Raw genomic sequence first — 25658 nt, 5'->3', positions numbered from 1 at the left:
GACCGCCACCTTGAGCCGCGATTGTTATCAAGAAACCAAGTGGCGCGCCGGTTTGGATACCTGAGATCCGCTGCTTGGCGAGAGTCGCAGGAACAGCCAGCCGTCGTGTGGAGTGGAATCATCCCCCACACTCCTCGGTCTGCTGGATCACGATGCTTCCCGGTTGCGCTGAAAAGTAGACGCCCGGGAATGCCATCGAACCATGCGATGCGGTGCCGCAGGCCGAAGAGCTGCGGGCGTCGACAAGATCAAGACGCCCCATACTCAGCACAGTTTGGACGGTAGGACTCGCCCCAGTCGGCCGGATGCAAGATATGCAGAACCTTGGCAGTCCACCTGAGCGCACGATCCGCGAGAAGGCCACACGCGTTCGCCTCGGTTCCTACGAATTCAAGAAGAAGGGTGTCCCGCGTTTCGATTTTCGCGACCCTTATCATTTTGCCGTCGCGCTGAGTTGGCCCCAATTCCTGTGGGCCCTGCTTGCACTCTATCTTGCCGTCAATCTTCTGTTTGCCGCTCTGTTCTGGCTCGCCCCTGGTTCGGTCGCGAATGCGCAACCCAACAGCTTCGCCGATGCTCTCTTCTTCAGCATCGAAACGCTGGGAACCGTGGGATATGGCGAGATGTATCCAGCGACGGCGTACGCGCGAGTTGTTGCGGCGGCCGAGATCCTCTCCGGGCTGGCAGTCACGGCCATCCTGACCGGACTGACTTTTGTCCGGTTCTCCCGCCCGCGGGCCAGGCTCGTTTTTGCGCCCCATCCGGTGGTGGCGATGCATCTCGCCAAGCCGACGCTGATGCTGCGAGTCGGCAACGGGCGAACCTCCATCCTGATGGATGCGACAGCCAAGCTGAACGTCCTCCTCACGGAAGAGAATGCTATGGGCAAGCCGATTCGCCGCGCCCGGGAGCTACGGCTTGAAAGGGCGCATCTGCCTCTCTTTCCTCTCACCTGGACGCTGATGCATGTGCTGGACGAGCGAAGCCCGTTGCGCGGCTATGACACAGCGCGCGCGATCGAGGCGCAGATGCACATTTTTGTGACGCTCGAGGCAAGGGACCCGACGCTCTCCACGATGGTACATGACATCCGCAGCTACGGACCGCAGGATTTTCGATTCGGCATGCGATATGCGAACGTGATCGCGGTGGAGGGGAGCACGGTGGCTGCGGACCTGGGCAGGATCGGCGAGATTGAGCCGGATGTCGGCGACAGTCAGGAGTCGGGCTGGTCCGAGCATGAGGAAAAGCCGCAATAGGCCGTTCCGCCATTGTCCGCGATCGACAGAGACCGATCGGCGGCGTGGAACTGACGGGCGTCTTGCAGCCGACGGCTTGTAGAGGCGATCGCTTCCAGCAACCCGGAGGTCACGGGCCGATCCCGGTGTCGAAACCACACTCTTTCCGAGCCGAAACTAATCGCGGTGTTAGGAAATTGTATGCTGGGCAAAATTGACAAGTGTTGAAAATACACTGACTTTGTTCCCGCAGGAGGAACGATGGCATCCAGACACGCGACGGCGGCAGTGATCGGCGCGGGCGATTTCATCGGCGCCGCGATCGCCAGGAAATTCGCGGCCGAGGGCTTCACGGTCTTCGCCGGCCGGCGCAACGGTGACAGGCTCGCGCCGCTGGTGGCCGACATCGAGAAGGCCGGCGGCAAGGTCTCGGCTCGAGGGCTCGATGCGCGCAAGGAAGAGGACATCTCGTCCTTCCTGCGGGAGGCGGACCGGCACGCCCCGCTCGAGGTCTGCATCTTCAATGTCGGCGCCAACGTGAATTTCCCCCTCCTCGACACGACCGAGCGCGTGTTCCGCAAGGTTTGGGAGATGGCCTGCTATTCCGGTTTCCTCGCCGGTCGTGAAGCCGCCCGCCTGATGCTGCCGCGCGGCAAGGGCAGCATCTTCTTCACCGGAGCGACCGCAAGCCTGCGCGGCGGTATCGGCTACGCCGCCTTCGCGTCGGCGAAGGCGGGCCTGCGCGCGGTGGCACAAGCCGCGGCACGCGAGCTCGGGCCACAAAACATCCATGTCGCCCATCTCGTGATCGACTCGGGCGTCGACACCGCGTGGGTGCGCGAGCGCATCAAGGAGCGCGAGGGCGCCGAGGCGCTGGCGAAGCTTCCCGCGGACCGGCTGATGCGTCCGGAGGCCGTGGCCGACGCCTACTGGTCGCTCCATCAGCAGCCGCGCGACGCATGGAGCTCGGAGCTCGAGATCCGTCCCTTCGGAGAGAAATGGTGAGCCCCCATGTCCAACGTGCCCCAGGTTGAATTCCAGTTCGATTTCGGCAGCCCGAATGCCTATCTCAGTCATCTCGTGATCCCGGAAATCGAGAAGCGGCAGAGCGTGAAGTTCGATTACGTGCCGGTGTTGCTGGGCGGCGTCTTCAAGCTCACCAACAACCGCTCGCCGGTCGAGAGCAATGCCGGCATCAGGAACAAGCCGGAGTACCAGCAGCTCGAAACCGAGCGCTTCATCCGCCAGCACAAGATCACGCGGTTCAAAATGAACCCGCACTTTCCCGTCAACACGCTGGCGATCATGCGCGGTGCCGTCGCCGCGAGAAAGCTCGACCTCTTCGAACGCTACGTCGACGAGGTCTATCGCCATATGTGGGCCGAGCCGAAGAAGCTCGACGATCCTGCCGTCCTGCGCGCGGCACTGATCGAATCGAAGCTGCCGGCGGATCACCTGTTCGAGCTGGTGCAGACGCAGGAGGTGAAGGACGAGTTGATGGCCGGAACGCAGCGCGCGGTCGAGCGCGGCACCTTCGGCTCGCCTACCTTCTTCGTCGACGGCGAGATCTATTTCGGCAAGGACCGGCTGCGCGACGTCGAGGAAGCCATCGCCGCCGCGAAGTGAAAGACGGTCGATGCGCTGGAGCAACCTCGAGGACGAAGCCTGCTCGGTGGCCCGCACGGTATCCGTGATCGGCGATCGCTGGACCCTGTTGATCCTGCGCGACTGCTTCCTGCGGGTACGGCGCTTCGAGGACTTCCAGGCGCGGCTCGGCATCACGCGACCGATCCTGGCGAGCCGCCTGCGCAAGCTCGTGAAGGATTTCGTGCTCACCAGGGTGCCCTACCAGCAGCGACCGCTGCGCTATGAGTATCGCCTGACCCAGAAGGGCCGCGATCTCTATCCCATCGTCATGGCGATCGTTCACTGGGGCGACGTCCACATGGCCGGCAGGAAAGGTCGCCCCCTGCTCCACCGGCACCTGAGCTGCGGCAAGACCTTCGATCCCGTGATGGTCTGCTCGGGCTGCGGCGAGCCGCTCGACCCGCGACAGGTCCACGTCCATCGCGGCCCCGGCGCGGCCGGCACGCGCAATCTGCCGCCCGACCTGCCGGCCGATGACAAGAAGCGACCGCGCCTGCCCCATCAACGCTAAAGGAGAATGACCGTGCCCGACGCAGCGTCCACCGGTTCGGTCCGGACGGAGATCGACGGCCGCATCTTCAAGATCACTGTCGACAATGTCGCGAAAAAGAACGCCTTCACCCCCGACATGATGCAGCAACTGTCGGAGGCCCTTACCGCCTTCGACGACAACGACGAGCAGTGGGTCGCCGTCCTCTGCTTTGCGGGAGACCACACGACGGCAGGCCTCGACATGCCGAAATTCTTCGGCCCCAACCGCGAGCGTCGCGACAGCCCGGCCGGCAATATCGATCCCTTTGCGCTCCGGCACCGGACGTTGAAGCCGGTTGTCGCGGCCGTGCAAGGCCTCTGTCTCACGGTCGGCATCGAGATGATGCTCGCGGCCGACATCGTGATCGCAGCGGACAGCTCGCGCTTCTGCCAGATGGAGTCCAGGCGCGGGATCGCGCCGCTGGGCGGCGCGCATTTCCGCTTCCTCACGCGCACCGGCTGGGGCAATGCGATGTATCACCTGATGCTGTGCGACGAGTTCGACGCCGCCCGCGCGCTGCAAATCGGGCTCGTGCAGGAAGTCGTGCCGGCGGGTCAGCAGATCGAGCGCGCGGTCGAGATCGCCCGGCGCATCGCGCGCAATGCACCTCTCGGCCTCCGCGCCATGAAGGAGGCGGCGCTGAAATACATCGAGTCAGGGGAAAGCATGGCGATTGCCGCAATCCCTGCCATCCACGCCAAGGTCATGGGTACGGAAGACGCAAAGGAAGGAATCCGGTCGTTTGTCGAGCGCCGGGAAGCACGGTTCCAGGGTCGCTGAGGCTGCCCTATAACGGAGATCAACGGAGGGGTGGCAGATGAAGACCAGGATCACGGAGCTGCTGGGGATCGAGCATCCGATCATCCAGGGCGGCATGCACTATGTCGGCTTTGCGGAGCTGGCGGCGGCGGTTTCCGATGCCGGCGGACTCGGCATCATCACGGGGCTCACGCAGCGTACGCCGGAGGCGCTGGCCAACGAGATCCGGCGATGCCGCGAGATGACTTCCAGGCCGTTCGGCGTGAACCTCACCTTCCTGCCGGCGGTCACGCCGCCCGACTACCCCGGCTACATCCGCGCCATCGTCGAAGGCGGCGTGAAGATCGTCGAGACCGCGGGCAACAATCCACAGAAGTGGCTGCCGGCGCTGAAGGAGGCCGGCATCAAGATCATCCACAAATGCACCTCGGTGCGGCACTCGCTAAAGGCCGAATCGATCGGCTGCGATGCGGTGAGCGTCGACGGCTTCGAATGCGGCGGCCATCCGGGCGAGGACGACGTGCCGAACTTCATTCTCCTGCCTCGGGCGGCGGAGGAGCTCAAGATCCCCTTCGTCGCCTCCGGGGGCATGGCCGACGGCCGCTCGCTGGTCGCGGCACTGTCGCTGGGCGCGGACGGCATGAACATGGGCACGCGATTCATGGCTACGAAGGAAGCGCCGATCCACGAACATGTGAAGCAGGCCCTCGTCGCGGCCAGCGAACTCGATACCCGTCTCGTCATGCGGCCATTGCGCAACACCGAGCGCGTGCTCAGGAACGCCGCCGTCGATCGGCTTCTCGAGAAGGAGAAGGCGCTGGGGCTCAAGATCAAGTTCGAGGACATCCTGCCGGAGGTCGCGGGCGTCTACCCCCGCATCATGAAGGAGGGCGACATGGACGCGGGTGCCTGGTCGTGCGGTATGGTCGCGGGCCTCATCCGCGACATCCCGACGGTCAAGGAACTGGTCGACCGCACGATGCGCGAGGCGGATGCCATCATCAATCAGCGGCTCGCCACATATTCCGGCCGCAAAGCCGCCTGACTCGTTCGCCGATGGGAAAAATCGCTCGATTGCGCCCGGGACGACACCGGTAAGGGTGTCGTCCCGAGGTGAGGCCGGGGGATTTTTTCCTCTGGACACAGCGCGGTGGCAATGATGGACAGATCAGACCACTGACCTTCAAGGCGCGCCAACGAAAGGGCGAGAAGCATGAAAATCGGATCGCAGGAACATCGCGATACCTTCTGCGGGCATTTCGTACAGACCTACACCGACTACGATCCGCACAGCCTGCCGTGGCCCGAGCTCGATGACGCGGCGCTGCATCGCCTGCGCTCCGTGCCCTTCTGGGAAGAGGTCTTCTACACCGAGCGGCGTGCCGGGGCGATCGTCGCCGCCTTCACGCAGACCGTCTCCGATCCGGTCCTGCGCGACGCACTCGCCTTGCAGGGCGAGGAGGAGACGCGGCATGCCAAGCTGATCCGCGTCATGATCGACAAGTACGGCCTCGATGCGCCGGAGCGTCCGCTCGAGGATGTCAGCGACAACATCGAGCGGCGCTTCAAGGATTTCGGCTTTGGCGAATGTCTCGATTCGTTTCTGGGCTTCGGCCTGTTCAAGATCGCCTCGCAGGCGGAATTCCTGCCCAAGGAGATGCTGCGGATCTTCGAAACCCTGATGTACGAGGAAACCCGCCACATCGTCTTCTTCGTCAACTGGATGGCTTATGCGGAGGCGCAGCGGGGGTGGTTCGCACGCAGGATGCTGCCGCTGACGAGCCTGCACTACTATCTGCGTGCTCTCGTGCGCATGCTCAGTCTGGCCAAGCGCGGCAAGGAACTGAACGACGGCCAGAATTTCGCCGCCACCCAGGTCAGCATGTTCCTCGACGGTTTCAATTTCCGGAAATTTCTCGAGGACTGCTATTCCGAGAACAGCCGGCGCATGGGCAGTTTCGAGCCGGAGCTGTTGCGGCCCGGCTTTCTGCCGCAACTGGCCGAAATGGCGTTGAGGGCGCTGAGGCTCTGGAATGCGCGGTCGAAGCTCGAGCCCAACCAGGCGCTCTCGCGCTAGCAGCGGTCACTCAGAACCAGAGCTTGCTGTACGGCGAGCGTGCCAGCAGGGCCGGCCGGAACAGCAGGGTGACGAGAAGCTCCCAGCCCAGCGAGATCATCAGCAGCCGGCCCATGCTCGCGGTCCCGGGATGGGTCGACAGCCAGAGCGCGCCGAATGCATTGGCGGTGGTCAAGGCGCTGAAGACGACGGCGCGCATCAGGCTCGATTTCAGCATCGCCGTTTCACCGGCGCGCCATGCCGCGACGAAGTAGATGTTGAAGGCAACACCCACGCCGAAAAGCAACGGCAGGGCGATGATGTTGGTAAAATTGAGCGGCAGATCGAGCGCGCCGCAGGTCGCGAACGTCAGCAGTCCGCTCAGCAGCACCGGCAGCATGGTGAGCACCACGTCACGGGCCCGCCGCAGCACCACGGCGAGCAGCAGGACGATGGCGACGATGGAATAGAGACCGGCCTGCATGAACGCTTCGACAACGCTGTCGCCCGAAGCGCTGGTCGAGATCGGTCGGCCGGTCGCATCCGGCGCAACGGTCTGGATCACCGTCGCGAAGCGTCTGAGCGACTCGTTGTCGTCGCGATCACCCTGCGGCAGCACTTGTATGCGGGCGCGCCCATCCTTCGTGATCCAGTCGGCGACGAGGTCGGACGGCAGGCTCTCGATCGTCACCGGTCTTGCCTTCAGCTCGGTGCTGACGTGCCCGAGCATGATGTGGAGTGGCACGGTGACGGCGGCAGCGGCCCTGGCGCGAACCTCCGGCGTCGCCGCCACCAGCCGGTCGATGGCCTCTGCCAGTCGCCGCGCCGAGGCCGATGCTGAATCGCCTTTCGCATCGGCCGCGGCGGTCCGCAATGCCGCCGCGGTGCTCGTCAGCTCCTGGATCAGCTCCGCGTCGGACGGCGGGGAGCGCGGGGTGGCTCCTTCGAGCGCCGGTTCGACGAGCGCCGCTGCCCCGCGAATGAGCGCGAGCTTCTCGTCCTGCTGCGCGGGAACGAAGCTTTGCAAGGTGACCGTGCGCGAAACTTCGGGCAGCGCTTCGAGAAGTTGCGCAAGTCCCTGCGATCTCGCCAGCGATGGCGCCAGCACGTTGATCGCGTTCGGCGTCCAATCGGGATCGGAGGCGAGGGCCTGCAGAGTTGTCATCGACTCGGCCTTCGGGCTCTTGAGGTTCAACGGATTGAAATCGAAGCGCACCAGCGGCAGCAGCGCCGCCGAGGCGACGGCCGCCACGAGCGCCAGGACAAGCACGCCGCGACGATGCCGGGTTACGAAGCCGTCCACGGGGGCCAGCATGGTGAAGCCGACCTCGGCCATTCGCGCGGGCGGAAACCGCAGCAGGGCCAGGAGCGCGGGCAGCAAGACGATGCTGAGGCCAAACGCCACGATCATGCCGAGGCCGGCAATGGTTCCGAGTTCGGCAACGCCGATATAGCTGGTCGGCAGGAAGGCGAAGAAGCCGACGCCGATCGCCGCGGCCGACAGCGCCAGTGCTCGTCCGATGCTCTCGCCCGCCTCGATCAATGCGGTCACGATGTCAGGTTGAACGAGCCGCTCGGCCAGGCTGCGCACGCTGAACTGGATGCTGAAATCGACGCCGAGGCCGACGAAGAGCGGAATGAAGGCGACTGAGATGAGATTGAAGCGGCCGGTAGCGAGCAGTCCGATGGCCGCCGTCATGACGAGGCCGACGATCGTGGTCACCACGATCGCGATGACGACGCGCACCGAGCGAACCGCCAGCCACAGGATGCCCAGCAAGGCCGCGACCATCGCTCCGAGGACGAGATGTGCATCCTCCGCCAGCGAGGCAAACTCCTCGTCTGCCAGCGGCACCGGGCCGGTCAGCCGGAGGGTCACGCCATGCGTGCCGTCGAGGCCGAGGGATTCGGCGGTCCGGCGGATGGCATCGCTTGCGGCCGCGCCCGGCTCCAGGGCGGTGTAATCCATTACCGGCTGCACCAGCACGATATGGCGTGTCTCCCGGGGCTCCGCCGGCGATCCGCGGATCACCGTTTGCCAGGAGAAGAAGGCGGGCTGTCCGGCCGCCGTCTTCTCGAACGTTTCGGCGAGTGCACTCGTCATCGGCTCGATGCCACGCAGCGAGCCCTGGCCATGTCTGATGCCCTCGAGCAAATTGGACAAAGTGGCGAGGACGCCGCGCAAACTCGGATCGGTTGCCAACGCGCCCAGAAGAGGCCTCGCCTGCACCAGCCCGGTCGTGACCGCCCGCACGTCGTCCAGCGGCAGGAGCAGCAGTCCGTTGTGGTCGAAGAAGGGTCCACCGTCGGGACGGCGCACGGTTCGGAAAAGGTCCGGCCTTTCGCGCAGGGCTGCCGCAAGACGCTTGGCTGCATCGTCGGCGAGTTCCGGCGTCGCTCCATCGACCACGACCATGGTCAGCTTGTCGAGTTGAGGAAATGCTGCCTCGAAGGCCAGCTCCCTTTGCCGCCACTTTAGCTTGGTCGAAATCAGTTGAGCGGTGTCGGCGGTCATGGCGAAGTGCTGGGCGGTGAAGACCAGCGCCGCCAGAGTGAGGCCGGCGGCAAGCAGCAGAACAAGCAACGGATATCGAGTGCTGATCGCGACGATGCGGCCGGTCAACGAAGGCCGAGTCGACATGGCGCCTCTCGATGCCAACAATGGTGCAAAGTCAAGCTCGGGCGCCCTTGTTCCCTATCGCGAATGAGGTTATTCGCGATTGCGGGCAGTAAATCGACACCTGGTCCCAGACTGTCAAGTTGTGTCGGTCGGCGCGCATCGACACGCTGCTTCCGGTCAAAGTGCGCGACATGTTGACGCCACGATGTCGGATAACGCACATTGCAAACCGCTTGAGCAGCGCTCGCCCCGCAGCTGAACGGCGATTCATGCGGTTGCGATTCTGGCAAAGCAGCCAGCAATTGCCAATTTATGGTTGCAGCAAGCCCCGCGATGGAGGAGTTGATCTGAATGCGCGTTCTACTCGCTCAACCACGGGGTTTTTGCGCAGGCGTCGTGCGCGCGATCGAGATCGTCGAACGGTCGCTCAAGAGGTTCGGCGCACCGGTCTATGTCCGCCATGAAATCGTGCACAACCGGCATGTGGTCGAGAAGCTCGAACGCATGGGAGCGGTTTTCGTCGAGACATTGGACGAGATTCCCGACGGCGCGATGACGATCTTCAGTGCCCACGGTGTCGCCCAGTCGATCATCGACGAGGCGAAGGCGCGCGGCCTTCCGGTTCTGGATGCGACCTGCCCGCTGGTCTCCAAGGTCCATCTCCAGGGCAAGCGATACGTCGCACGCGGCCGGGCCCTGGTCCTGATCGGCCATGCGGGGCATCCCGAGGTCGAGGGAACCATGGGTCAGGTCGACGCCCCGGTGCATCTCGTCTCGACGATCGAGGATGTCACGCGACTCGACCTGCCCGACGATTCGCCCGTCGCCTATGTCACCCAGACCACGCTCAGCGTCGACGATACCCGTGGAGTGATCTCGGCGCTGCGGGCCCGGTTCAGCGACCTCGAAGGGCCGGACGTGGCGGACATCTGCTACGCGACCCAGCACCGCCAGTCGGCGGTGCGCGAGTTGTGCGAGCTGGTCGATCTCCTGCTGGTGGTGGGCAGCCGCAACAGCTCCAACTCGAACCGGCTGCGCGAGATCGGAGTCGAAAAGGGTCTGCCGAGCTACCTGATCGCCGATGGCAGCGAGCTGGACCCGGCATGGCTGGCCGGCGTCAAGGCCGTCGGCCTGACAGCGGGGGCGTCGGCCCCGGAGGAGCTCGTCCTCGACGTCATCGAAGCCCTGCGCCGGCACGGCGATGTCGCGGTCGAGCAGATGACCGGGGTCCAGGAAGACATCGAGTTCCGCCTGCCCAATGAGCTGAGGGCGACACCGTCCGGCGGAACGACAGCCTCGTCGGTCGCATAGAGGAGCGCGTTTTGGGAATTCCCTTGCAGCAGGCGGCCCGGATCGGGACCTACATCCTCCGTCAGCATCTCGCCGGGCGCGAACGCTACCCGCTCGTGCTGATGCTGGAGCCTCTGTTCCGCTGCAACCTCGCCTGCGCGGGCTGCGGCAAGATCGATTATCCGGGCGAAATCCTCGACCAGCGGCTGTCGTACGACGACTGCATGACGGCGATCGACGAGTGCGGCGCGCCGGTCGTCTCGATCGCCGGCGGCGAGCCGCTCCTGCACCGCGCGATGCCGCGGATCGTCCAGGGCTTCCTGGCCAGGCGGAAGTTCGTGATCCTGTGCACCAACGCGCTACTGCTGGCCAAGAAGATCGACGACTACGAGCCGCATCCTTCCTTCACCTGGTCGATCCATCTCGATGGCAACCGTGCGATGCACGACAAGTCGGTATGCCAGCGCGGCACTTACGACAAAGCCGTCGACGCGATCAAGCTCGCCAAGGCAAAAGGCTTCCGGGTCAGCATCAACTGCACGCTGTTCAACGACGCCGATCCCGCCGCGGTCGCCGACTTTTTCGACGAGATGAAGGCACTGGGACTGGACGGCATCACCGTATCACCAGGCTACGCCTACGAACGTGCCCCCGACCAGCAGCACTTCCTCAACCGCACCAAGACGAAGGAGCTGTTCCGCGGGATCCTGTCGCGCGGCAACGGCGGCAAGAAATGGCCGTTCAGCCAATCGATCAACTTTCTCAACTTCCTTGCCGGTAACGAGAGCTATCGCTGCACGCCGTGGGGCAACCCGACGCGCACCGTGTTCGGCTGGCAGAAGCCCTGCTACCTGCTGGGCGAAGGCTACGCCAAGACGTTCCAGGAATTGATGGATGACACCGAATGGGACAAGTACGGCGTCGGCAACTACGAAAAGTGCGCCAACTGCATGGTCCATTCGGGCTTCGAGGCGTCGGCGGTCAAGGACATGATCCGTCGGCCCCTGAAGGCCGCGACGGTCGCGATGCGCGGCGTGCGTACCGACGGCCCGATGGCCGAGGATATTCCGCTCGATAAGCAGCGTCGTGCCGAGTACGTCTTCTCGGACCACGTCCAGCAGAAGCTAGGCGAGATCCGGACCGGCAAGACCGGCCAGAATCCGGTGCCCGCGGAGTAGCTTAAGGGCACGCTCCGCATCGAAGGCGGTGCGGATCAAGTCCGGCACTTGCCCCGGCGCCGAAACCAACGAACGCAACACGGCCGCCACGTCGACGCGGCCATCGGCACGCATGCCGACGCGCGCAGCCGGTGGCAGGGTGCGATGCGCCGGATCGCAGATCACGCGGGCGGCGGCGAAGGGTAGTCGATGGCGGGCCGCAACTCGCGCCGCCACATGCGATTCCATATCGACCGCGATCGCCTTGGTGGCGCGATGCAGGGCCGCCTTTTCGGCCGTCTCCGCGATCATCGCATCGGTGCCCAGGAACACACCTTCGATCGCGCCAGGGAGCTGTGCCTTCAGGCGCTGCATCCAGGCCGCGTCCGTCGGCAACGCATCGCCATGATCGAGGACAGCGTTCGCCACCACCCACTGGCCGGCTCGGAGACTGGGCGCGAGGCCGCCTGCGATACCCATGCTGATGATACCGGTCACGTCCGCGACACGTTCCTCGATCATCGCCTCGAGGTGCCGATGATCGCCGCCGCCGACAACGACCTCGATGCCGGGCCCGGCGAGCAGGCGCGCCTCGCGCCGCAGTCCGGTGACCGTGAGCGTCGTCACATGCCGTACGCCACGTGCCGGTCGTTGGCGCGTCGCAAGTTGCGGTAACGCGCCAGCGCCCAGAGCGGGAAGAACTTCGGGTAGCCGTGGTAGCGAAGGTAGAAGACGCGCGGGAAGCCGCCGCCGACATAGGCATCCTGCCGCCACAGTCCGGTCTCGTCCTGCGTTCGGCGCAAATAGGCGATCCCTCGCGCCACTGCCGGATGATCGACCTCGCCGGCGGCCATCAGGCCGAGCAGCGCCCACGCTGTCTGCGACGCGTTGGACGGCGCGGGATCGTGGCCGCGATAGTCGAGCCTGTAGCTCGTGCAATCCTCGCCCCATCCGCCATCCTTGTTCTGGATCGAAACCAGCCAGTCTGCCGCCTTTCGCACGCTCACTCGCGTCGCATCGAAGCCGGCTGCGTTCAGAGCGCAAAGGACCGACCAGGTGCCGTAGATGTAATTCACACCCCAGCGGCCGAACCAGCTTCCATCCGCCATCTGCTCGCGCTCGAGAAAGTCGAGCGCCCTGCGCACGGCCGCCGTTTCCGGGCCGTGCCCAAGCTGGGCGAGCATGCTGATGCAGCGCGCGCCGACGTCGGCGGTCGGCGGATCGAGCAGGGCGCCGTGGTCGGCGAAGGGAATGTTGTTGAGATAGTGATCGACATTGTCGGCATCGAAAGCGGCCCAGCCGCCGTTGCGGCTCTGCAGGCCGACGGTCCATTCGACGGCGCGCGCGATCGCCTGGTCGAAGGCATCGCCCGCCCCAAGCTCGCGCCGCGCGCGATGCATCGCCATCACGACGACGGCCGTGTCGTCGAGATCGGGATAGTGCGCGTTGCGATACTGGAAGGCCCAGCCGCCGGGCCGCACATCCGGCCGTCGCTCGGCCCAGTCGCCCTTCACCTCGAGTTCCTGCAGCGGCTGGAGCCATCCGAGCCCGAGTCGCGCTGCAGCGGCGGCCTCCTCGCCACCCGCCTCGATCATGGCGTGAACCGCAAGAGCCGTGTCCCAGATCGGTGATACGCAGGGCTGGCAGTAGGCCTCGTCCTCGCGGATCACCAGCAGCTTCTCGATCGAGCGCCGCGCGACCATCCGATCCGGGTGATCCGGCGGATAGCCCAGGGCATCGAACATCATCAGGCTGTTGGCCATGGCCGGATAGATCGCGCCCAGGCCATCCTCGCCATTCAGCCGCTCGGTCACGAAGGCGAGGCAGCGCTCGATGGCGCGTCGCCGCAGCGGCTCGGGCCACAGCGGCTCGACTGCCTTCAGTACCAGGTCGAGACCATTGAAGAACAACGCCCAGCCCGGATGCCGATGCGTCGGCGCCCGTTGCTTCCTTGTCTGCTTCGCGCGGAACAATTCCCGGATTCGCACTCCGCGCGGATTGCGCGCCCGACGGCGCAGAACGCCCAGCACCAGCAACGGCACGATCACCGTGCGCGCCCAGTAGGACATGCGTGAGAGATGAATCGGGAACCAGCGCGGCAGCAGGATCAACTCCACCGGCATGGTCGGCACACGGTGCCACGGCAGTTCGCCAAATTGGGCAAGCAGGATGCGCGTGAACACATTGGCCTGGCGCGCACCGCCGTGCGCCAGGATGGCCTCTCGTGCCCGTGTCATGTGAGGCGCCTCGCGATCGTCGCCGATCATCTTCAGGCAGAAATACGCCTTCACGGATGCGCTGATATCGAAGGTGCCACCGTGGAACAGCGGCCAGCCGCCATGGTCGCCCTGGATGCGGCGGAGATAGACACCGATCTTGCGCTCCAGCTCGAGATCGTCCGGCTCGCCGAGATAGTGACGCAGCAGGATGTACTCGGCCGGAATCGTCGCATCGGCCTCGAGCTCGAAGATCCAGTGCCCGTCGCTTCTCTGCAGACGTCGCAAAGCAACCGAGGCGCGCCCGATATCGGCGTCCAGCCCGGCCATGTCGCCCGCACCGACGTCGTTCATGACGATTCCGCCATCGCGAGCGCTGCCGCCTTTTCTCCCGACCGCAGCGCCCCCTCGATCGTCGCGGGCAGTCCAGTGTCGGTCCAGTCGCCCGCGAGAAAGGCATTGGTGAGACGCGTGCGCGCCGCAGGGCGGCGAGCATCCTGCGCCGGCGTAGCGGCGAAAGTGGCGCGCTTCTCCTTCACGATGCGGCAAGGAGGAACGGGAGCCGCAAGATCGTGAACCACAGCCACGTCATGCCACAGTATGTCGGTCAAGGTCGCGGTATCCATGTCGAGCAACCGGTCGGCAGCGCTGACGGTGACGGAGAGACGATCGCGAAAGGCGAACACCCATTCCGCCGTACCGCCGATCAGCCCGACCATCAATGGTGCGCCGGCCGGCGGCGCGACTCGAAAATGCGCGTTGACGATCGCGCGAAAATCGTCGGGCACCTTCAGGTCGGGAAGCAGGCTCGTGGCCGTCCAGGGCGGCACGGCAAGAATTACCTGGTCCAGCGGGCCCAGCCGCTGCTCGCCGTCGTCGAAAAGCAGGGCGCTCAGCCGGTCGCGCTCGGTCGTCACCGCGCGCAGCGGACGGCCGAGCCTGATCTGCGCTCCGTCCCGGCGCAGCCGGTCGAGCGCGGGATCGACGAGGGCCGCGGCCAGACTGGGCGTCGCAATGCGCGGCCAGCTCCGGCGCCCGCCCCTCGCCAGCGTCTCGCGAAAGACCGCGCCCGCGAGGTCGGCGGAGGCTTCTTCGGGTATGGTGTTGAGAATGGAGACCAGCAGAGGCCGCAGGAGCCTCTCCCAGGCGACGCCATGGCAGGAGACGACTTCATCGATGCGCCGTCCGGGATGCGGCCTCATCAAGGTGATCAGTGCAAGGTAGTCCGCGACGCGCGTTTCCGGCACGCGACGCCGGGACGACATGATCCACCATGGAACGGGGCCATCGTTGGGCCGGAGAATCCAGCGCCGGCGGCGCTGGAGATCGAAGAACGGAAATGCAGCTTCCTCCGGGCCGGTCAGCCGGTCCTGCGCACCGATCGCGCGCAGATAGCGAGCGACAGCCGGATTGCCCGAGAGCACGAGGTGGTTGCCGTTGTCGATCACCATGTCCAGCACGGCGTCATGATAGGACCGGCAGCGGCCACCCGCCTGCCTCGTCGCTTCCGACAGGACGACCGGCACGCCGCGACCCGCCAGGATCACGGCGGCATGCAACCCGGCGAGTCCCGCGCCGACGACGTGAACTCGCGCCACGGCAGGAGGCCGCGTCATCCCAGCACGGCGCAGCGCGCGACAAGGGCCAGCAATCGCAGCTTGCCGATCCGCACACGCCGACGAGGCGGTATCCATCCTTGAGCCAGCATGTCCTGAAGCAACGCCCGGTACACAGCCGCCATCAGGCGCGGTGCCAGGAGCTTGCCGCGCGGCCTGGAGCGCAGCAGGCGCTCGGCAGCGGCAAAGCGATCTTGCGCCTGCGTGGCCAGTTGGCGGCACGCGGCGTCGACGCGCGGATCGCCGATCGCAGCCGCGGGATCGATCGTCTCGATTCCTGCCCGAACGAGCAACTCGCGCGGCAGATAGAGCCGGCCCATGTCGGCATCCTCGTCGATGTCGCGCAGGATGTTCGTGAGTTGCAGCGCACGGCCGAGCTGGTGAGCGAGCTCCAGGCCGGATTTGTGCTCCATGCCGAAGATGCGGACCGAAAGCCGCCCGACGGCGGCCGCGACACGCTCGCAATAGAGATCGAGCGTCTTCTGATCGGGTGCCCGGAGATCGGCCGCAACATCCATTCCCATACCATCGATGACGGCGAGGAAATCCGCCTCCTGCAGGCCGAAATCGCGCACGGCGGAGTCGAGGAAGGCGGCTTGTCCCGAAGGCCGGCCGGCATAGAGCTCCGCGATATCGGCGCGCCATCGATCGAGCTCCTTGGCCCGCTCGGGGCGCGGCCTGCTGCCGTCGTCGGCGATGTCGTCGACCAGCCGGCAGAAGCGATAGACGGCAAACATGGCCGCCCGTTCCCGCTTGGGCATGAGGAGCATGGCGGCATAGAACGAGCTGCCGGAGATGCGCGCCTCGATCTCCGTCGAACCGGCCTCGGCCTGCGAAGGTCCGCTCATCCCCGGCTGCCGTGCAGATCGGGCTGCTTGCTGCCCCTCATCCGCCTGCGACGTCCCACCGCGACGCGAAGACCGCCGCGTACCGCCAGGCCGACCACCTCGAGCGGATGGTGATGGACGCGTTCCGAGAGCGGATCGCGACGCAGAAGTCGCGACGCAAGGCTTTCCGCCAGCGCTTGGATGACGCCGACCTCCAGTGCCAACCGACGATCCGCGATCCCGCTGGCAAAGACCCGCGACCGATCGAGCAGCGTACCGGTACGTCGGGCCAGCCCGGCAAGTACATTGCGCAGCGGCAATGAGGCCTGATCCTCGCCAAGCGCCTCGACCCCGATGCCCTGACTGGCAAGCGCATCGAGTGGAACGTAGACGCGGTCGAGCGCCCGATAGTCTTTCGCGCAGTCCTGCAGATGGTTGATCACCTGCAGGGCAGTGCAAAGTGCGTCATTGGCCGGCCAGATCGACTGCGACTCGCCGTGCAGATCGAGCACGAACCGCCCGACCGGCGACGCCGAATAGCGGCAGTAGTCCATGAGCTCGGCCCAGTCGGCATAGCGGTGCTTGGTGACATCACGACGAAAGGCTTCGAGCAGATCGAGCGCATGCTGGTCGGTGACGCCGCGTTCCCGCAGGACCGCGTTCAGCGCTTCTCCGTGGCAGCTCGCCCCTTGTTCGCCGCGCAGCCCCGCCTCCATGCGCGCGAGCTGCGCGAGCTTCTCCTCGGCGCTCGCCGTAGCATGGTCTGCCACATCGTCGGCGGCCCGCGCGAAGCGGTAGAAGGCGAGCATGGGCGCACGCAAGGCTGGCTTGATCAGCCGCGAGGCGACGGGGAAATTCTCGTCGCGATGGCCCTTGCCGGAGGCAAAGTGGGCCGCGTCGGTCACGTGCCGCCCGTCATTGCCTGGGCCCGTCCCTTCCACATGCCTCCCCGGCCGCGCCACATCTGCAGCGCAGAGTTGATCGTGAATGCCCCATAGGCCATGGCAATGGCCGGCATGGCGAGCCCCCAGAGCGGCGAGACCCGATAGAAGCGGAGCATCGGCTGCAACGCCAGTGCCATGGCAACCCAGGCACCCAACCCCATCCACCGGGCCGGGCCCGCCGCAATAATCGTCAGTATCGGCGGCACCAGATAGATCCATGCCAGGCCCGCGATCGTGCCGGCCAGCAGGAGCGGTGAATAGCCAAGCTGCGCATAGGCCGAACGCGAAATCATGCGGCCGATCTCCTGGAGCCCACCATAGGGCCGCAAGCTCCTGGCACGGCGTGTCAGACCAAGCCAGATTGGGCCCTGGGCTTTGAGACGGCGCGCCAAGGCACAGTCGTCGATGATCTCGGATTGGATCGAGGCGATGCCGCCGGCTCGTTGCAGCGCGGCGCGGTGGACCAACATGCAACCCCCGGCCGCAGCGGCAGCGGCACGCTCCTTTCGCGCAACCCACGCAAAGGGATAGAGCATCTGGAAAAAGAACACGAAGGCCGGGATCAGGAAGCGCTCTGCCAGGCTCGTGCAGGACAGTTCTGCCATCAACGAGACGAGCACGCGGCCCTCGACCTCGGCGCGCGTCACCAGCGACCGCACATTGTCGGGCGTATGCCCGATATCGGCGTCGGTCAGCAGGAGATAGTCGGGCTGCACGCTCGCCTGGGTCACGTGATGGACGCCTTGCTGAAGCGCCCAAAGCTTGCCTGTCCAACCCGCAGGCACCGCGCTTCCCATCACGACATCAAGACGATCGCGTACTCCCAGGGATTCGGCAGCCCGCGCCGCGCTCTCCGCCGTGCCGTCGGCACTGCCATCATCCACCAGCACGATGCGCAAGGCGCCCGTGTAGTCCTGCCGCAGCAGGCTCTGGATCGATTGGTCGATCACATCGGCTTCGTCGCGTGCCGGAACGATGGCCACGACACTTGGCCAACCGTCGGGCCGGAACATGGGTTCCCGGTCGTCACGCTGGCGCGCCAACCAGAATCGGCCGCGGCCGATCAGGAGATAGAGCCAGATCGCCAGGGCCGACGCACCAAGGACCGCATCCGGGGTCATGTCAGATAACCCGTCTCCCGAAACCAGGCCAGCGCATCGACAATACCTTCCACGCACGGGCGGCTGCGATAGCCAAGCTCGCGTTCGGCTTTCGCCGAGGTGAAGAACATCCGGTAGCGGGACATATGGAGCCCATCCACCGTGAGCAACGGTTCCCTCCCCGTGAGCCGCGCCACCGCTTCCGCGCCGAAAGCCAATGGAAAGAGCGGCCGGCGTGGAAGCTTGAGCCACGGCGCGCGACGGCCGCACACGCTCGCGACGGCGGTCAGCAGTTCCTGCAGCGACAGGTTCTGTCCACCCAGAATGTAACGTTCGCCGATGCGACCGCGCTCGAACGCTAGAAGATGTCCTTCGGCGATGTCGTCGACATGGGCGAAGTTCAGGCCGGTGTCCACGAACGCCGGAATCCGGCCGCGCGCTGCCTCTAGCACAATGCGGCCGGTCGGAGTCGGCCGGATGTCTCGCGGCCCGAGGGGCGTCGTGGGGTTGACGATGATCGCCGGCAGCCCCGCCTGCCGGATCATGTCCTCCACCGCTCGCTCGGCGAGGGTCTTGCTCCGCTTGTAGGCGCCGATCGCCTCGTGCGGTGCGAGCAGTGCCGTCTCGTCGACCGGAGCGGTTGCGCCGGCGACCCTGAGAGCGGCAACACTGCTCGTATAGACGATCCGCTCCACGCCGGCCTTCAGCGCCTCGCGCATCAGCCCGGTCGTGCCCTCGACATTGACGCGCAGAATGACCGACGGATCGCGTGCCCAGAAGCGATAGTCGGCGGCGACATGGAACAGGTATCGGACGTCCCGCAGCGCAGCCTTCAGGGAGTCGCGGTCGGTGAGGTCCCCGATGAAGACCTCACAGGCCAATCCCTCTACGTTGCAGCGCGGGCTGGTCGACCGGACGAGCGCGCGCACCCGCGCCCCTCGAGCGATCAAGGCACGTACCACCGCCGACCCGAGAAAGCCCGAGCCGCCGGTAACGAGAACCAGATCGCTCGATTGCAGGGATGCACTCATCGAAGACTCGAGTTCAGCCGCCGGTTCGAGTTCAATCCGCGGGCTGCAACTGACGCCCCACGCGTTTCCTTGCCCATCGCTTGGAGACGAACAGCGCAAGCCTGATCAGTGTCGGTATCGTCGTTGGCCGAAGCAGTCGAGCATCATATCCCGCGAAACGGCGATCGTTCTCCTGAAGGCAGAGTTGCATGAGATCACGAGCCCCGAACTCGACCGGACTGAGGGCGCTCGCGCCCTTCACGGTGAAGTTGCTATTGTCGTGGGGCGCGCTTCCTTTCGCTTCCAGGCCGCGTGCCATCCCGATCCGATCACGGACGATGGCCATCCAGACCGCCGCGACCCGGAACTCAAAAAGAAGGCGGCGCCACCACGGCAAGTTGGCGCGATGCCAGGCCAGCCAGTTGGCGAAGAGAAGGATGTGACGACACTCCTCCTGCATCACCGGCTCGAACGTCTCCACAAGCTCCTGCGGAAAGAAGCCCGACTGGTGTGCCAGTTTGAACAGCCCGAAGGCGAAGAAGCTGTCGATGCACTCCGAATAGCCGGTGAACAGATAGGCCCATTGGACATTGCGCGGCGCGTCATAGACGGGCTCGGGCGCCAACTCGATGCCATACGCCTCGACGAGTTTCGACAGGACCTCCTTGTGGCGGTTCTCCTCCCACGCGTTCAGCATGATAGCCTCGCGCATCTCCTCATCGGCGATCGACCGAGCGTAAGCGGCGAAACGAAGGCGTGCCCGGCCTTCCGTGTGCACGGCGATGTCCCAGATCGGGAGCGACGCAAGGCGGTGCCGCTCCTCCGGACTGAGCTTCGGCCAGCTGAGAACCGAGGGTCGATAGGGATTGAAGGTCTCGCGGAACATGCGGCAGACCTCACGCTTGTGCTCTTCGGAGCCAGGCCGAAGGCGGCCGGCATGGCGGCTGGTCCAGGAGCGTGAAATCCGATCGGCACTTTCGAGGAGGGCAGGTGTCACGGTGTCCGTCGCAGGGCCGGGAAGCGGGCAATCGGAGACAGGGGCATCGGTGGCAGCAAGATCGTCGCGTTCCATCATCGCCTTCGTTTTCCCTCCGCCGGGCGTGTCGACTTCGATCGCGCCCATACATAGCCCCTTTGCGGCAGTTTTGCGTCACCGAGCGTCTTCAACAAGACGATTGAAGCGGGATGGAATTCCTTACGCCCCGAGTGGCAATGTCTCCGCCCCAAATGGTATGCGAGAAGAAACCGAAGGGGCATCGTCGTGACTCTACCGCTCGAAGGAATACGGGTGATCGAGGTTGGGCAGGCGCTCGCAGGGCCGCTGGCCGGCGTGCTGCTCGCCGACATGGGTGCCGACGTGATCAAGGTGGAGAAGCCCGACGGCGGCGACGATGCCCGCATCTGGGGGCCGCCCTACGGACCAGATGGTGTGACTTCGCTCTATTTCTATGGCCAGAATCGCAACAAGCGCTCGGTCACGCTGGATCTCAAAGCGGCAAACGACGTCGAGACCCTGCACAGGCTTTGCGAGGCGGCGGACATCCTGATCCAGAATCTGCGGCCCGGGGTCGTCGAGGAGATCGGCATCGGTCCGGAGGCGATGCTCAAGCGCCATCCGCGCCTCATCTATTGTTCGATCTGGGCATTCGGCTACGAGGGCCCGCTCAGGATGAAGCCCGGCTTCGATCCGCTGCTGCAGGCCTACGGCGGGATGATGAGCGTCACCGGCCGTCCGGAGGATCCGCCGACCTTTTGCGGCGCCTCGATCAACGACAAGGCGACCGGCATGTTCTGCACCATCGGAGCGCTCGCAGCCCTGCGTATGCGCGACCGCACCGGCAAGGGCTGCCTGGTCGATACCTCGCTGTTCGACGCGGCGGTGCACTGGGTCGAGGGTCAGCTCAACGGCTATCTGGAGACGGGCACCCTGCCCAAGCGCCATGGCACCGGCGGTGCAGTGATCGTGCCGTACCAGACCTTCGACACGGCCGACCGACCGGTCTGCCTTGCGCCCGGCAACGATCGGCTGTGGGCGCGCTGCGCCGAGGTTCTTGGCCATCCGGAATGGGCCAACGAGCCGCGATTCGCCAAGAGCGCCGCGCGCGTGCAGAACAAGGCCGAGCTCATTCCTCTGATCGCGGCGGCCATGCGCGCCCGTCCCCGCGCCTACTGGCTCGATGCGTTCGACCAGGCGGGCGTGCCATGCAGCCCGGTGAACGATATCGGCGAGCTGGCCGCGACCGAGCAGCTCGCGGCATCAGGCCTGGTGCAGCAGCTGCCTCCCCGGCCAGGAGAGGACAGGGGACCGCGCGTGATCGGCCTGCCGATCTCGTTCGACCGCCGGCGGCCACGGTCGCCACGCTCGGCGCCCAGGCTCGGCGAACACAATGATGAGGTGCTGGGCAGACCCTCGCCGTCAGGTCGGCGTGCGACGGATCATTGACTCGTTCGCAAACCGCGCACGACCAAGGCATTCAGCCGTCGTGCGAAAGCGGCCGGGTCGGCCGGCACCTCGCCGTCGAGAATGTGTGCCTGGTCGAGCAGAAGGCTGGCGATGTCGGCCACCTCCTCCCGGCGTCCGCCGAGGCGTGCTGCGTCGAGCACCTTCACGAGCTCGTGCTGCATGTTCAGCTCCAGGATCGGCTTGGCGCTGCCCCCACGGTTCTGGCGGGCAAGCAGCCGCTCCAGCTCGCGGTCGCGGCCTTGCGCGCTCGCCACCAGACAAGCTGCGCTGTCAGTCAACCGTTGCGAGGCGCGCACCTCCGAGACCATATCGCCAAGCGCTTCCTTGACCGCCTTGACGATTGAGGCCTCGTCCGCGGAGCCGCTCTTTTCGCCGCCTTGCGCCTTGTCCAGGAGAGGGATGATGCCGAAATCGACGTCGCCCTGGCTCAGCGACTTGAGCGGCTTGCCCTCGAATTCCTGAGGCAACATGGTCCAGAACGCGTCGATCGGATCGGTGAGCAGCAGCACTTCGATGCCGCGCGCCCGGGCTGCCTCCAGCTTCGGGTTGGAGCGCAGCCGCTCGATGCTCTCGCCCACCAGGTAATAGATCTCGGTCTGGTTGGGCTTCAGGTCGCCCACATACTCCTTGAGCGAACGCGGCTTGTCGCCGGCCGTCGTGGCGAAACGAGCCAATCCCAGCAACTGGCCGCGGCGCTCTTGATCCTCGTAGATCCCCTCCTTCAGGACCGCGCCGAAGGCGTTCCAGAGTCTGAGATAGGTCTCGGGCTCCTTGCCGGCCGTGTTCTCGAGCTCGCCGATCACGCGACTGGCGAGCCCGTTGCGGATCTGCTTCACCTGCGGATTGTTCTGCAACATCTCGCGCGAGATGTTGAGCGGCAGATCCTCGCTGTCCACCACGCCGCGTACGAAGCGGAGATAAGCGGGCAGCAGATCGGCGTCGTCGGTGATAAAGACGCGGCGCACATAAAGCCTTACCCGTCCCTTGCGGCCGGGGTCGGCGAGATCGAACGGTGGTGTCGTGGGCACGAACAGCAGCACGGCGTAGGACTGCCGGCCTTCCACCTTGTAGTGCAGCGTGAGCGCGGGCTCGTCGAACGCCATCGCGATCGAGCGATAGGCTTGGGTATAGTCCTCGGCTTTCACTTCCGACTTCGCGCGTTGCCAGAGCGCACTGGCGGCGTTGACCTGCCGGGTCTCGCCCTTGTCGTCGACCAGCTCGATCGGAAACAGGATATGGTCGGAATAGGTGCGGACGACGCGTTCGAGCTCGAACGGCTGGAGGTACCGCGACGCCTCCCCCTTGAGGTGAAGCACGATCTCGGTGCCGCGGTGCACGCGGCTCGCCTGTTCATCGCTTGGCGGCGCGACTTCGAAACCGCCGCCGCCCGCCGAGCGCCAGACCCAGGTCTCGCCGGTGCCGGCGCGCCGGCTCGTCACCTCGATCCGGTCTGCCACCATGAAAGCGGAATAGAAGCCGACGCCGAACTGACCGATCAGGCCCAGGCCGTCCTTTGCCTCCTTCAGGCCCTTCAGGAAGGACTTGGTGCCCGAGCGCGCGAGGGTGCCGAGATTGTCGATCAGCTCCTGGCGGTCCATGCCGATCCCGTTGTCCGAGATCGTAAGCGTCCTGGCGGCACTGTCGGGCTTGATGCGGATGGCGAGCCTGTCGTCGCCGGCCAGCAGGTCGGGACGCGCGATCGCCTCGTAGCGCAGCTTGTCGCAGGCGTCGGAGCCGTTCGAGATCAGCTCGCGGAGAAAGACGTCGGTCTCGGAATAGACCGAGTGAACCATCAGGTTCAGGAGTTCGGCGACCTCCGCCTGGAAATGATGCGACTGCGTGCTCCCGGCTTCTCCGTTCATCGTCTTCCAGCCCATGTGAAATGCCGGCGGTGGATATAGGATATTCGCCGCAAGGGGCAAGTGGCTGCAGCGGTGTCTATTTCCGCCTGCGGCCGGCGCGCGGCGGACGTGCGAGTGCGCCCTGCAGGATGAGCCCGGTGATGTTCGCGGCGGCGGCAGCGAAGTCGCCTTCGGTCAGCCGGCGCCGCCCCAGCACGGCCCGTACCTGGACCTCGAAATCGGCGTAATGCTGGGTGACCGCCCAAAGCTGGAAGACGAAGTGCTTGGGGTCGAGCGGCCGCATCTTTCCCTGGCCGATCCAATGTCGGACGACCGCGGCCTTGTCCTCGACGCGCCGCCGCAGGTCGCGCGCGAGGTAGGACTTCACGAACGGCGCTCCATGCAGGATCTCGTTGGCGAAGACCTTGGATGCATTCGGACGAACCCGCGACCAATTCAGCTTCGCTGCAATGTACTCGGCGACCGCGTCCGAGGGATCGCGCTCCGGCGTGAAGCGGTCGAGCTCGTCCAGCCAGAGCTCGAGCACATTGGCCAGCACTGCGCGATAGAGCTCGGCCTTGGTCCGGAAATAGTAGTGCAGGTTGGCCTTCGGCAGCCTGGCGCGGGCCGCGATCTCGGCCGTAGTGGCGCCGCTGAAGCCGCGCTCGGCGAAGACCGTCTCCGCGGCCTGCAGGAGCCGCATCTCGTTGCTTTCTCGGATGTGACCGCGGCCGTTGGCAGCCAATTTGCGAAGGCTCGCCCGCCGCCGCGTCACCAATGCCTTGTCGCCGGAGGTGCTCTTTTTTTGGGCGTCGCGCTGCCTGGACATATGGCTTGATGCTACAGGATCGGCCGCCTTCTCTCCAGTGTGCGAACGCGACGCCGAACTTGACCATTTGGTCAGATCGTCGGTACCGTACCGGCACAGCAAGGGGGTCGCTCCCGGGCAACGGGCGTCGGCAAAATCGGAGGGGTTGCTGATGAGTGACGCAGGCAGAATTGCCGCTCGACGCCTGGGCGCCGAGGAGCTGGCCCGCAACTTCGCCGACATCCACGTGCCGCTCGACCGTGAGCGGGCGCTGATCGAAGCCAGCCGCTGCTACTTCTGCTACGACGCGCCCTGCATACAGGCCTGCCCGACCGGCATCGACATACCGGGCTTCATCCGCAAGATCGCGACCGACAACGTCAAGGGCGCCGCCGTCACCATCCTCGGCGAGAACATCATGGGCGGCGCCTGTGCCCGCGTTTGCCCGGTGGAAATCCTCTGCGAGTCGGCCTGCGTGCGCGAGACGCAGGAGAGCCGGCCGATCCAGATCGGCGCCCTGCAGCGCTACGCCACGGACTGGCTCTTCGAGCGCAAGCTCCAGCCCTTCATCCGCGCCCCCTCGACCGGCAAGCGCGTCGCCGTGGTGGGCGCCGGTCCGGCCGGCCTCGCCTGCGCTCATCGCCTCGCGCTGCGCGGCCACGAGGTCACGATCTTCGAAGCCAGGCCCAAGGCCGGCGGGCTGAACGAGTACGGTATCGCAGCCTATAAGGTGCCCGCCGATTTCGTGCAGGCGGAGGTCGCCTTCATCCTCGGCATCGGCGGCCTCAAGATCGAGTTCGGCAAGGCATTGGGCCGGGACATTTCGCTTTCAGACCTGCGCCGCGATTTCGACGCGGTGTTCCTGGGCATGGGTCTTGCCGGCACCAATGCACTCGCGCTCGAAGGCGAGCACTTGCCCGGCGTGATGGATGCAGTCGCCTATATCGAGCGGCTGCGGCAGGAACCGGACAAAGGCGCGCTCGAGATCGGCCGCCGCGTCGTCGTGATCGGAGGCGGCAACACGGCGATCGACATCGCGGTCCAGAGCAAGCGACTGGGCGCCGAGGACGTGACGATCGTCTATCGCCGCGGGCCGGACCATATGGGCGCGACATGGCATGAGCAGGAGCTGGCCCAGACCAATGGTGTCACCATCAAGCACTGGGCGCGGCCGCTGCGGCTCGTCGCCCATCAGGGCCGGCTGAAGGAGGTCGAGTTCGAATACACGCAGCTCGACGAGCGGGGCCGGCTGACTTCGACGGGTGATCGTTTCACCCTCTTGGCCGACATGCTGTTCAAGGCGATCGGCCAGAACTTTGTCTCCGCCCCGCTGGGCAACGGCGGCGCCGAGCCGCTCGAGTTCGTGGGCGGCCGCATCCAGGTGAATGCCGACCGCAAGACCTCGCTGACCGGTGTATGGGCCGGCGGCGATTGCGTACCGGGCGATGACCTGACGGTGAGCGCAGTGCAGGATGGCAAGCTCGCCGCCGAGGCCATCGACCGTACCTTGCGTTCCGCTTGAGGGAGGACGCC

Annotated in this window: 22 protein-coding genes; 11 read left to right on the top strand and 11 right to left on the bottom strand. The window is 65.6% G+C overall.

Annotation, left to right across the window (positions count from 1 at the left end):
* The first annotated feature begins 314 nt into the window (after positions 1-314).
* From VH499_RS22215 to VH499_RS22185, 7 genes are all read left to right on the top strand, one after another.
* Entirely contained in the window at positions 315-1259 is a 945-nt protein-coding gene (locus VH499_RS22215; RefSeq protein ID WP_332054943.1) for an ion channel, read from the top strand.
* Between the two features lie 240 nt (positions 1260-1499).
* Positions 1500-2243: an SDR family NAD(P)-dependent oxidoreductase gene (locus VH499_RS22210; protein WP_332054942.1), complete on the top strand. Its 744-nt coding sequence runs from the start codon at positions 1500-1502 to the stop codon at positions 2241-2243.
* A gap of 6 nt (positions 2244-2249) precedes the next feature.
* Positions 2250-2864, top strand: a complete 615-nt coding sequence (locus VH499_RS22205) for a 2-hydroxychromene-2-carboxylate isomerase (protein ID WP_332054941.1) — start codon at positions 2250-2252, stop codon at positions 2862-2864.
* Between the two features lie 10 nt (positions 2865-2874).
* Positions 2875-3396 (top strand): helix-turn-helix domain-containing protein, encoded by a 522-nt coding sequence (locus VH499_RS22200; RefSeq protein WP_332054940.1) that lies wholly within the window; start codon positions 2875-2877, stop codon positions 3394-3396.
* Positions 3397-3408: 12 nt separating this feature from the next.
* Positions 3409-4197 carry a crotonase/enoyl-CoA hydratase family protein gene (locus VH499_RS22195; protein ID WP_332054939.1) on the top strand — a complete coding sequence of 263 codons (789 nt, stop codon included), beginning with the start codon at positions 3409-3411 and terminating at the stop codon, positions 4195-4197.
* 37 nt (positions 4198-4234) lie between these two features.
* Positions 4235-5221 (top strand): nitronate monooxygenase family protein, encoded by a 987-nt coding sequence (locus VH499_RS22190; protein WP_332054938.1) that lies wholly within the window; start codon positions 4235-4237, stop codon positions 5219-5221.
* Between the two features lie 168 nt (positions 5222-5389).
* A complete protein-coding gene (locus VH499_RS22185; RefSeq protein ID WP_332054937.1) occupies positions 5390-6253 on the top strand; it encodes a hypothetical protein in 864 nt (287 codons plus the stop codon).
* Between the two features lie 10 nt (positions 6254-6263).
* Here the strand turns inward: VH499_RS22185 and VH499_RS22180 are convergent, their stop codons facing one another.
* Positions 6264-8873 carry an MMPL family transporter gene (locus tag VH499_RS22180; protein ID WP_332054936.1) on the bottom strand — a complete coding sequence of 870 codons (2610 nt, stop codon included), beginning with the start codon at positions 8871-8873 and terminating at the stop codon, positions 6264-6266.
* Positions 8874-9203: 330 nt separating this feature from the next.
* On the opposite strand from VH499_RS22180, the gene ispH reads away from it, so the two are divergent.
* The gene (gene ispH, locus VH499_RS22175; protein ID WP_332054935.1) at positions 9204-10163 is read left to right on the top strand and encodes a 4-hydroxy-3-methylbut-2-enyl diphosphate reductase; all 960 of its coding nucleotides are present in this window, start codon (positions 9204-9206) and stop codon (positions 10161-10163) included.
* Positions 10164-10174: 11 nt separating this feature from the next.
* Positions 10175-11320 (top strand): adenosyl-hopene transferase HpnH, encoded by a 1146-nt coding sequence (hpnH, locus tag VH499_RS22170; protein ID WP_332054934.1) that lies wholly within the window; start codon positions 10175-10177, stop codon positions 11318-11320.
* Here the strand turns inward: hpnH and VH499_RS22165 are convergent.
* From VH499_RS22165 to VH499_RS22130, 8 genes are read right to left on the bottom strand one after another with little or no spacing between them, the layout of a single operon-like run.
* Positions 11267-11926 carry a phosphorylase gene (locus tag VH499_RS22165; RefSeq protein ID WP_332054933.1) on the bottom strand — a complete coding sequence of 220 codons (660 nt, stop codon included), beginning with the start codon at positions 11924-11926 and terminating at the stop codon, positions 11267-11269. The two genes, hpnH and VH499_RS22165, sit on opposite strands and share 54 nt — an antisense overlap.
* Positions 11923-13869 (bottom strand): squalene--hopene cyclase, encoded by a 1947-nt coding sequence (gene shc, locus VH499_RS22160; RefSeq protein WP_332054932.1) that lies wholly within the window; start codon positions 13867-13869, stop codon positions 11923-11925. The genes VH499_RS22165 and shc overlap by 4 nt, the downstream gene beginning before the upstream one ends.
* On the bottom strand, positions 13866-15113 hold the full coding sequence (gene hpnE, locus VH499_RS22155) for a hydroxysqualene dehydroxylase HpnE (protein ID WP_332054931.1): 1248 nt from the start codon (positions 15111-15113) through the stop codon (positions 13866-13868). The genes shc and hpnE overlap by 4 nt, the downstream gene beginning before the upstream one ends.
* 14 nt (positions 15114-15127) lie before the next feature.
* Positions 15128-15979 (bottom strand): presqualene diphosphate synthase HpnD, encoded by an 852-nt coding sequence (gene hpnD, locus VH499_RS22150; protein WP_332054930.1) that lies wholly within the window; start codon positions 15977-15979, stop codon positions 15128-15130.
* Positions 15976-16863 (bottom strand): squalene synthase HpnC, encoded by an 888-nt coding sequence (gene hpnC, locus VH499_RS22145; protein WP_332054929.1) that lies wholly within the window; start codon positions 16861-16863, stop codon positions 15976-15978. Before hpnC ends, hpnD begins: the two co-directional genes overlap by 4 nt.
* Complete coding sequence (locus tag VH499_RS22140; RefSeq protein WP_332054928.1) at positions 16860-18023, bottom strand: glycosyltransferase; 1164 nt, start codon at positions 18021-18023, stop codon at positions 16860-16862. The genes hpnC and VH499_RS22140 overlap by 4 nt, the downstream gene beginning before the upstream one ends.
* Entirely contained in the window at positions 18020-19033 is a 1014-nt protein-coding gene (hpnA, locus tag VH499_RS22135) for a hopanoid-associated sugar epimerase (RefSeq protein WP_332054927.1), read from the bottom strand. The genes VH499_RS22140 and hpnA overlap by 4 nt, the downstream gene beginning before the upstream one ends.
* Positions 19034-19064: 31 nt before the next feature.
* Positions 19065-20135, bottom strand: coding sequence for a hypothetical protein (locus VH499_RS22130; protein ID WP_332054926.1), 1071 nt, complete (start codon positions 20133-20135; stop codon positions 19065-19067).
* Between the two features lie 138 nt (positions 20136-20273).
* On the opposite strand from VH499_RS22130, the gene VH499_RS22125 reads away from it, so the two are divergent.
* Positions 20274-21455 carry a CoA transferase gene (locus VH499_RS22125; RefSeq protein ID WP_332054925.1) on the top strand — a complete coding sequence of 394 codons (1182 nt, stop codon included), beginning with the start codon at positions 20274-20276 and terminating at the stop codon, positions 21453-21455.
* Here the strand turns inward: VH499_RS22125 and htpG are convergent.
* Both htpG and VH499_RS22115 read right to left on the bottom strand, forming a co-directional pair.
* Complete coding sequence (htpG, locus tag VH499_RS22120) at positions 21449-23338, bottom strand: molecular chaperone HtpG (protein WP_332055004.1); 1890 nt, start codon at positions 23336-23338, stop codon at positions 21449-21451. The genes VH499_RS22125 and htpG overlap by 7 nt on opposite strands.
* Before the next feature lie 76 nt (positions 23339-23414).
* Positions 23415-24020: a TetR/AcrR family transcriptional regulator gene (locus VH499_RS22115; protein WP_332054924.1), complete on the bottom strand. Its 606-nt coding sequence runs from the start codon at positions 24018-24020 to the stop codon at positions 23415-23417.
* A gap of 277 nt (positions 24021-24297) precedes the next feature.
* Here VH499_RS22115 and VH499_RS22110 point away from each other — a divergent pair, with 277 nt between their 5' ends.
* Positions 24298-25647, top strand: coding sequence for an NAD(P)-dependent oxidoreductase (locus VH499_RS22110; protein WP_332054923.1), 1350 nt, complete (start codon positions 24298-24300; stop codon positions 25645-25647).
* Positions 25648-25658 lie beyond the last annotated feature (11 nt).

It is taken from the genome of Reyranella sp., from assembly GCF_036558665.1.
Taxonomy (GTDB): Bacteria; Pseudomonadota; Alphaproteobacteria; order Reyranellales; family Reyranellaceae; genus Reyranella.
This window is presented reverse-complemented; position numbering and strand designations above follow the sequence as displayed.

Bases quoted from the DNA above. Each gene is read 5' to 3' on its own strand.
- VH499_RS22180 (WP_332054936.1), bottom strand. From the start codon at position 8,873: ATGTCGACTCGGCCTTCGTTGACCGGCCGCATCGTCGCGATCAGCACT.
- hpnD (WP_332054930.1), bottom strand. From the start codon at position 15,979: ATGAGCGGACCTTCGCAGGCCGAGGCCGGTTCGACGGAGATCGAGGCG.
- shc (WP_332054932.1), bottom strand. From the start codon at position 13,869: ATGAACGACGTCGGTGCGGGCGACATGGCCGGGCTGGACGCCGATATC.
- VH499_RS22205 (WP_332054941.1), top strand. From the start codon at position 2,250: ATGTCCAACGTGCCCCAGGTTGAATTCCAGTTCGATTTCGGCAGCCCG.
- VH499_RS22110 (WP_332054923.1), top strand. From the start codon at position 24,298: ATGAGTGACGCAGGCAGAATTGCCGCTCGACGCCTGGGCGCCGAGGAG.
- VH499_RS22190 (WP_332054938.1), top strand. From the start codon at position 4,235: ATGAAGACCAGGATCACGGAGCTGCTGGGGATCGAGCATCCGATCATC.
- htpG (WP_332055004.1), bottom strand. From the start codon at position 23,338: ATGAACGGAGAAGCCGGGAGCACGCAGTCGCATCATTTCCAGGCGGAG.
- VH499_RS22185 (WP_332054937.1), top strand. From the start codon at position 5,390: ATGAAAATCGGATCGCAGGAACATCGCGATACCTTCTGCGGGCATTTC.
- VH499_RS22215 (WP_332054943.1), top strand. From the start codon at position 315: ATGCAGAACCTTGGCAGTCCACCTGAGCGCACGATCCGCGAGAAGGCC.
- hpnA (WP_332054927.1), bottom strand. From the start codon at position 19,033: ATGAGTGCATCCCTGCAATCGAGCGATCTGGTTCTCGTTACCGGCGGC.
- VH499_RS22140 (WP_332054928.1), bottom strand. From the start codon at position 18,023: ATGACCCCGGATGCGGTCCTTGGTGCGTCGGCCCTGGCGATCTGGCTC.
- VH499_RS22210 (WP_332054942.1), top strand. From the start codon at position 1,500: ATGGCATCCAGACACGCGACGGCGGCAGTGATCGGCGCGGGCGATTTC.
- ispH (WP_332054935.1), top strand. From the start codon at position 9,204: ATGCGCGTTCTACTCGCTCAACCACGGGGTTTTTGCGCAGGCGTCGTG.
- VH499_RS22200 (WP_332054940.1), top strand. From the start codon at position 2,875: ATGCGCTGGAGCAACCTCGAGGACGAAGCCTGCTCGGTGGCCCGCACG.
- VH499_RS22130 (WP_332054926.1), bottom strand. From the start codon at position 20,135: ATGGGCGCGATCGAAGTCGACACGCCCGGCGGAGGGAAAACGAAGGCG.
- VH499_RS22115 (WP_332054924.1), bottom strand. From the start codon at position 24,020: ATGCGGCTCCTGCAGGCCGCGGAGACGGTCTTCGCCGAGCGCGGCTTC.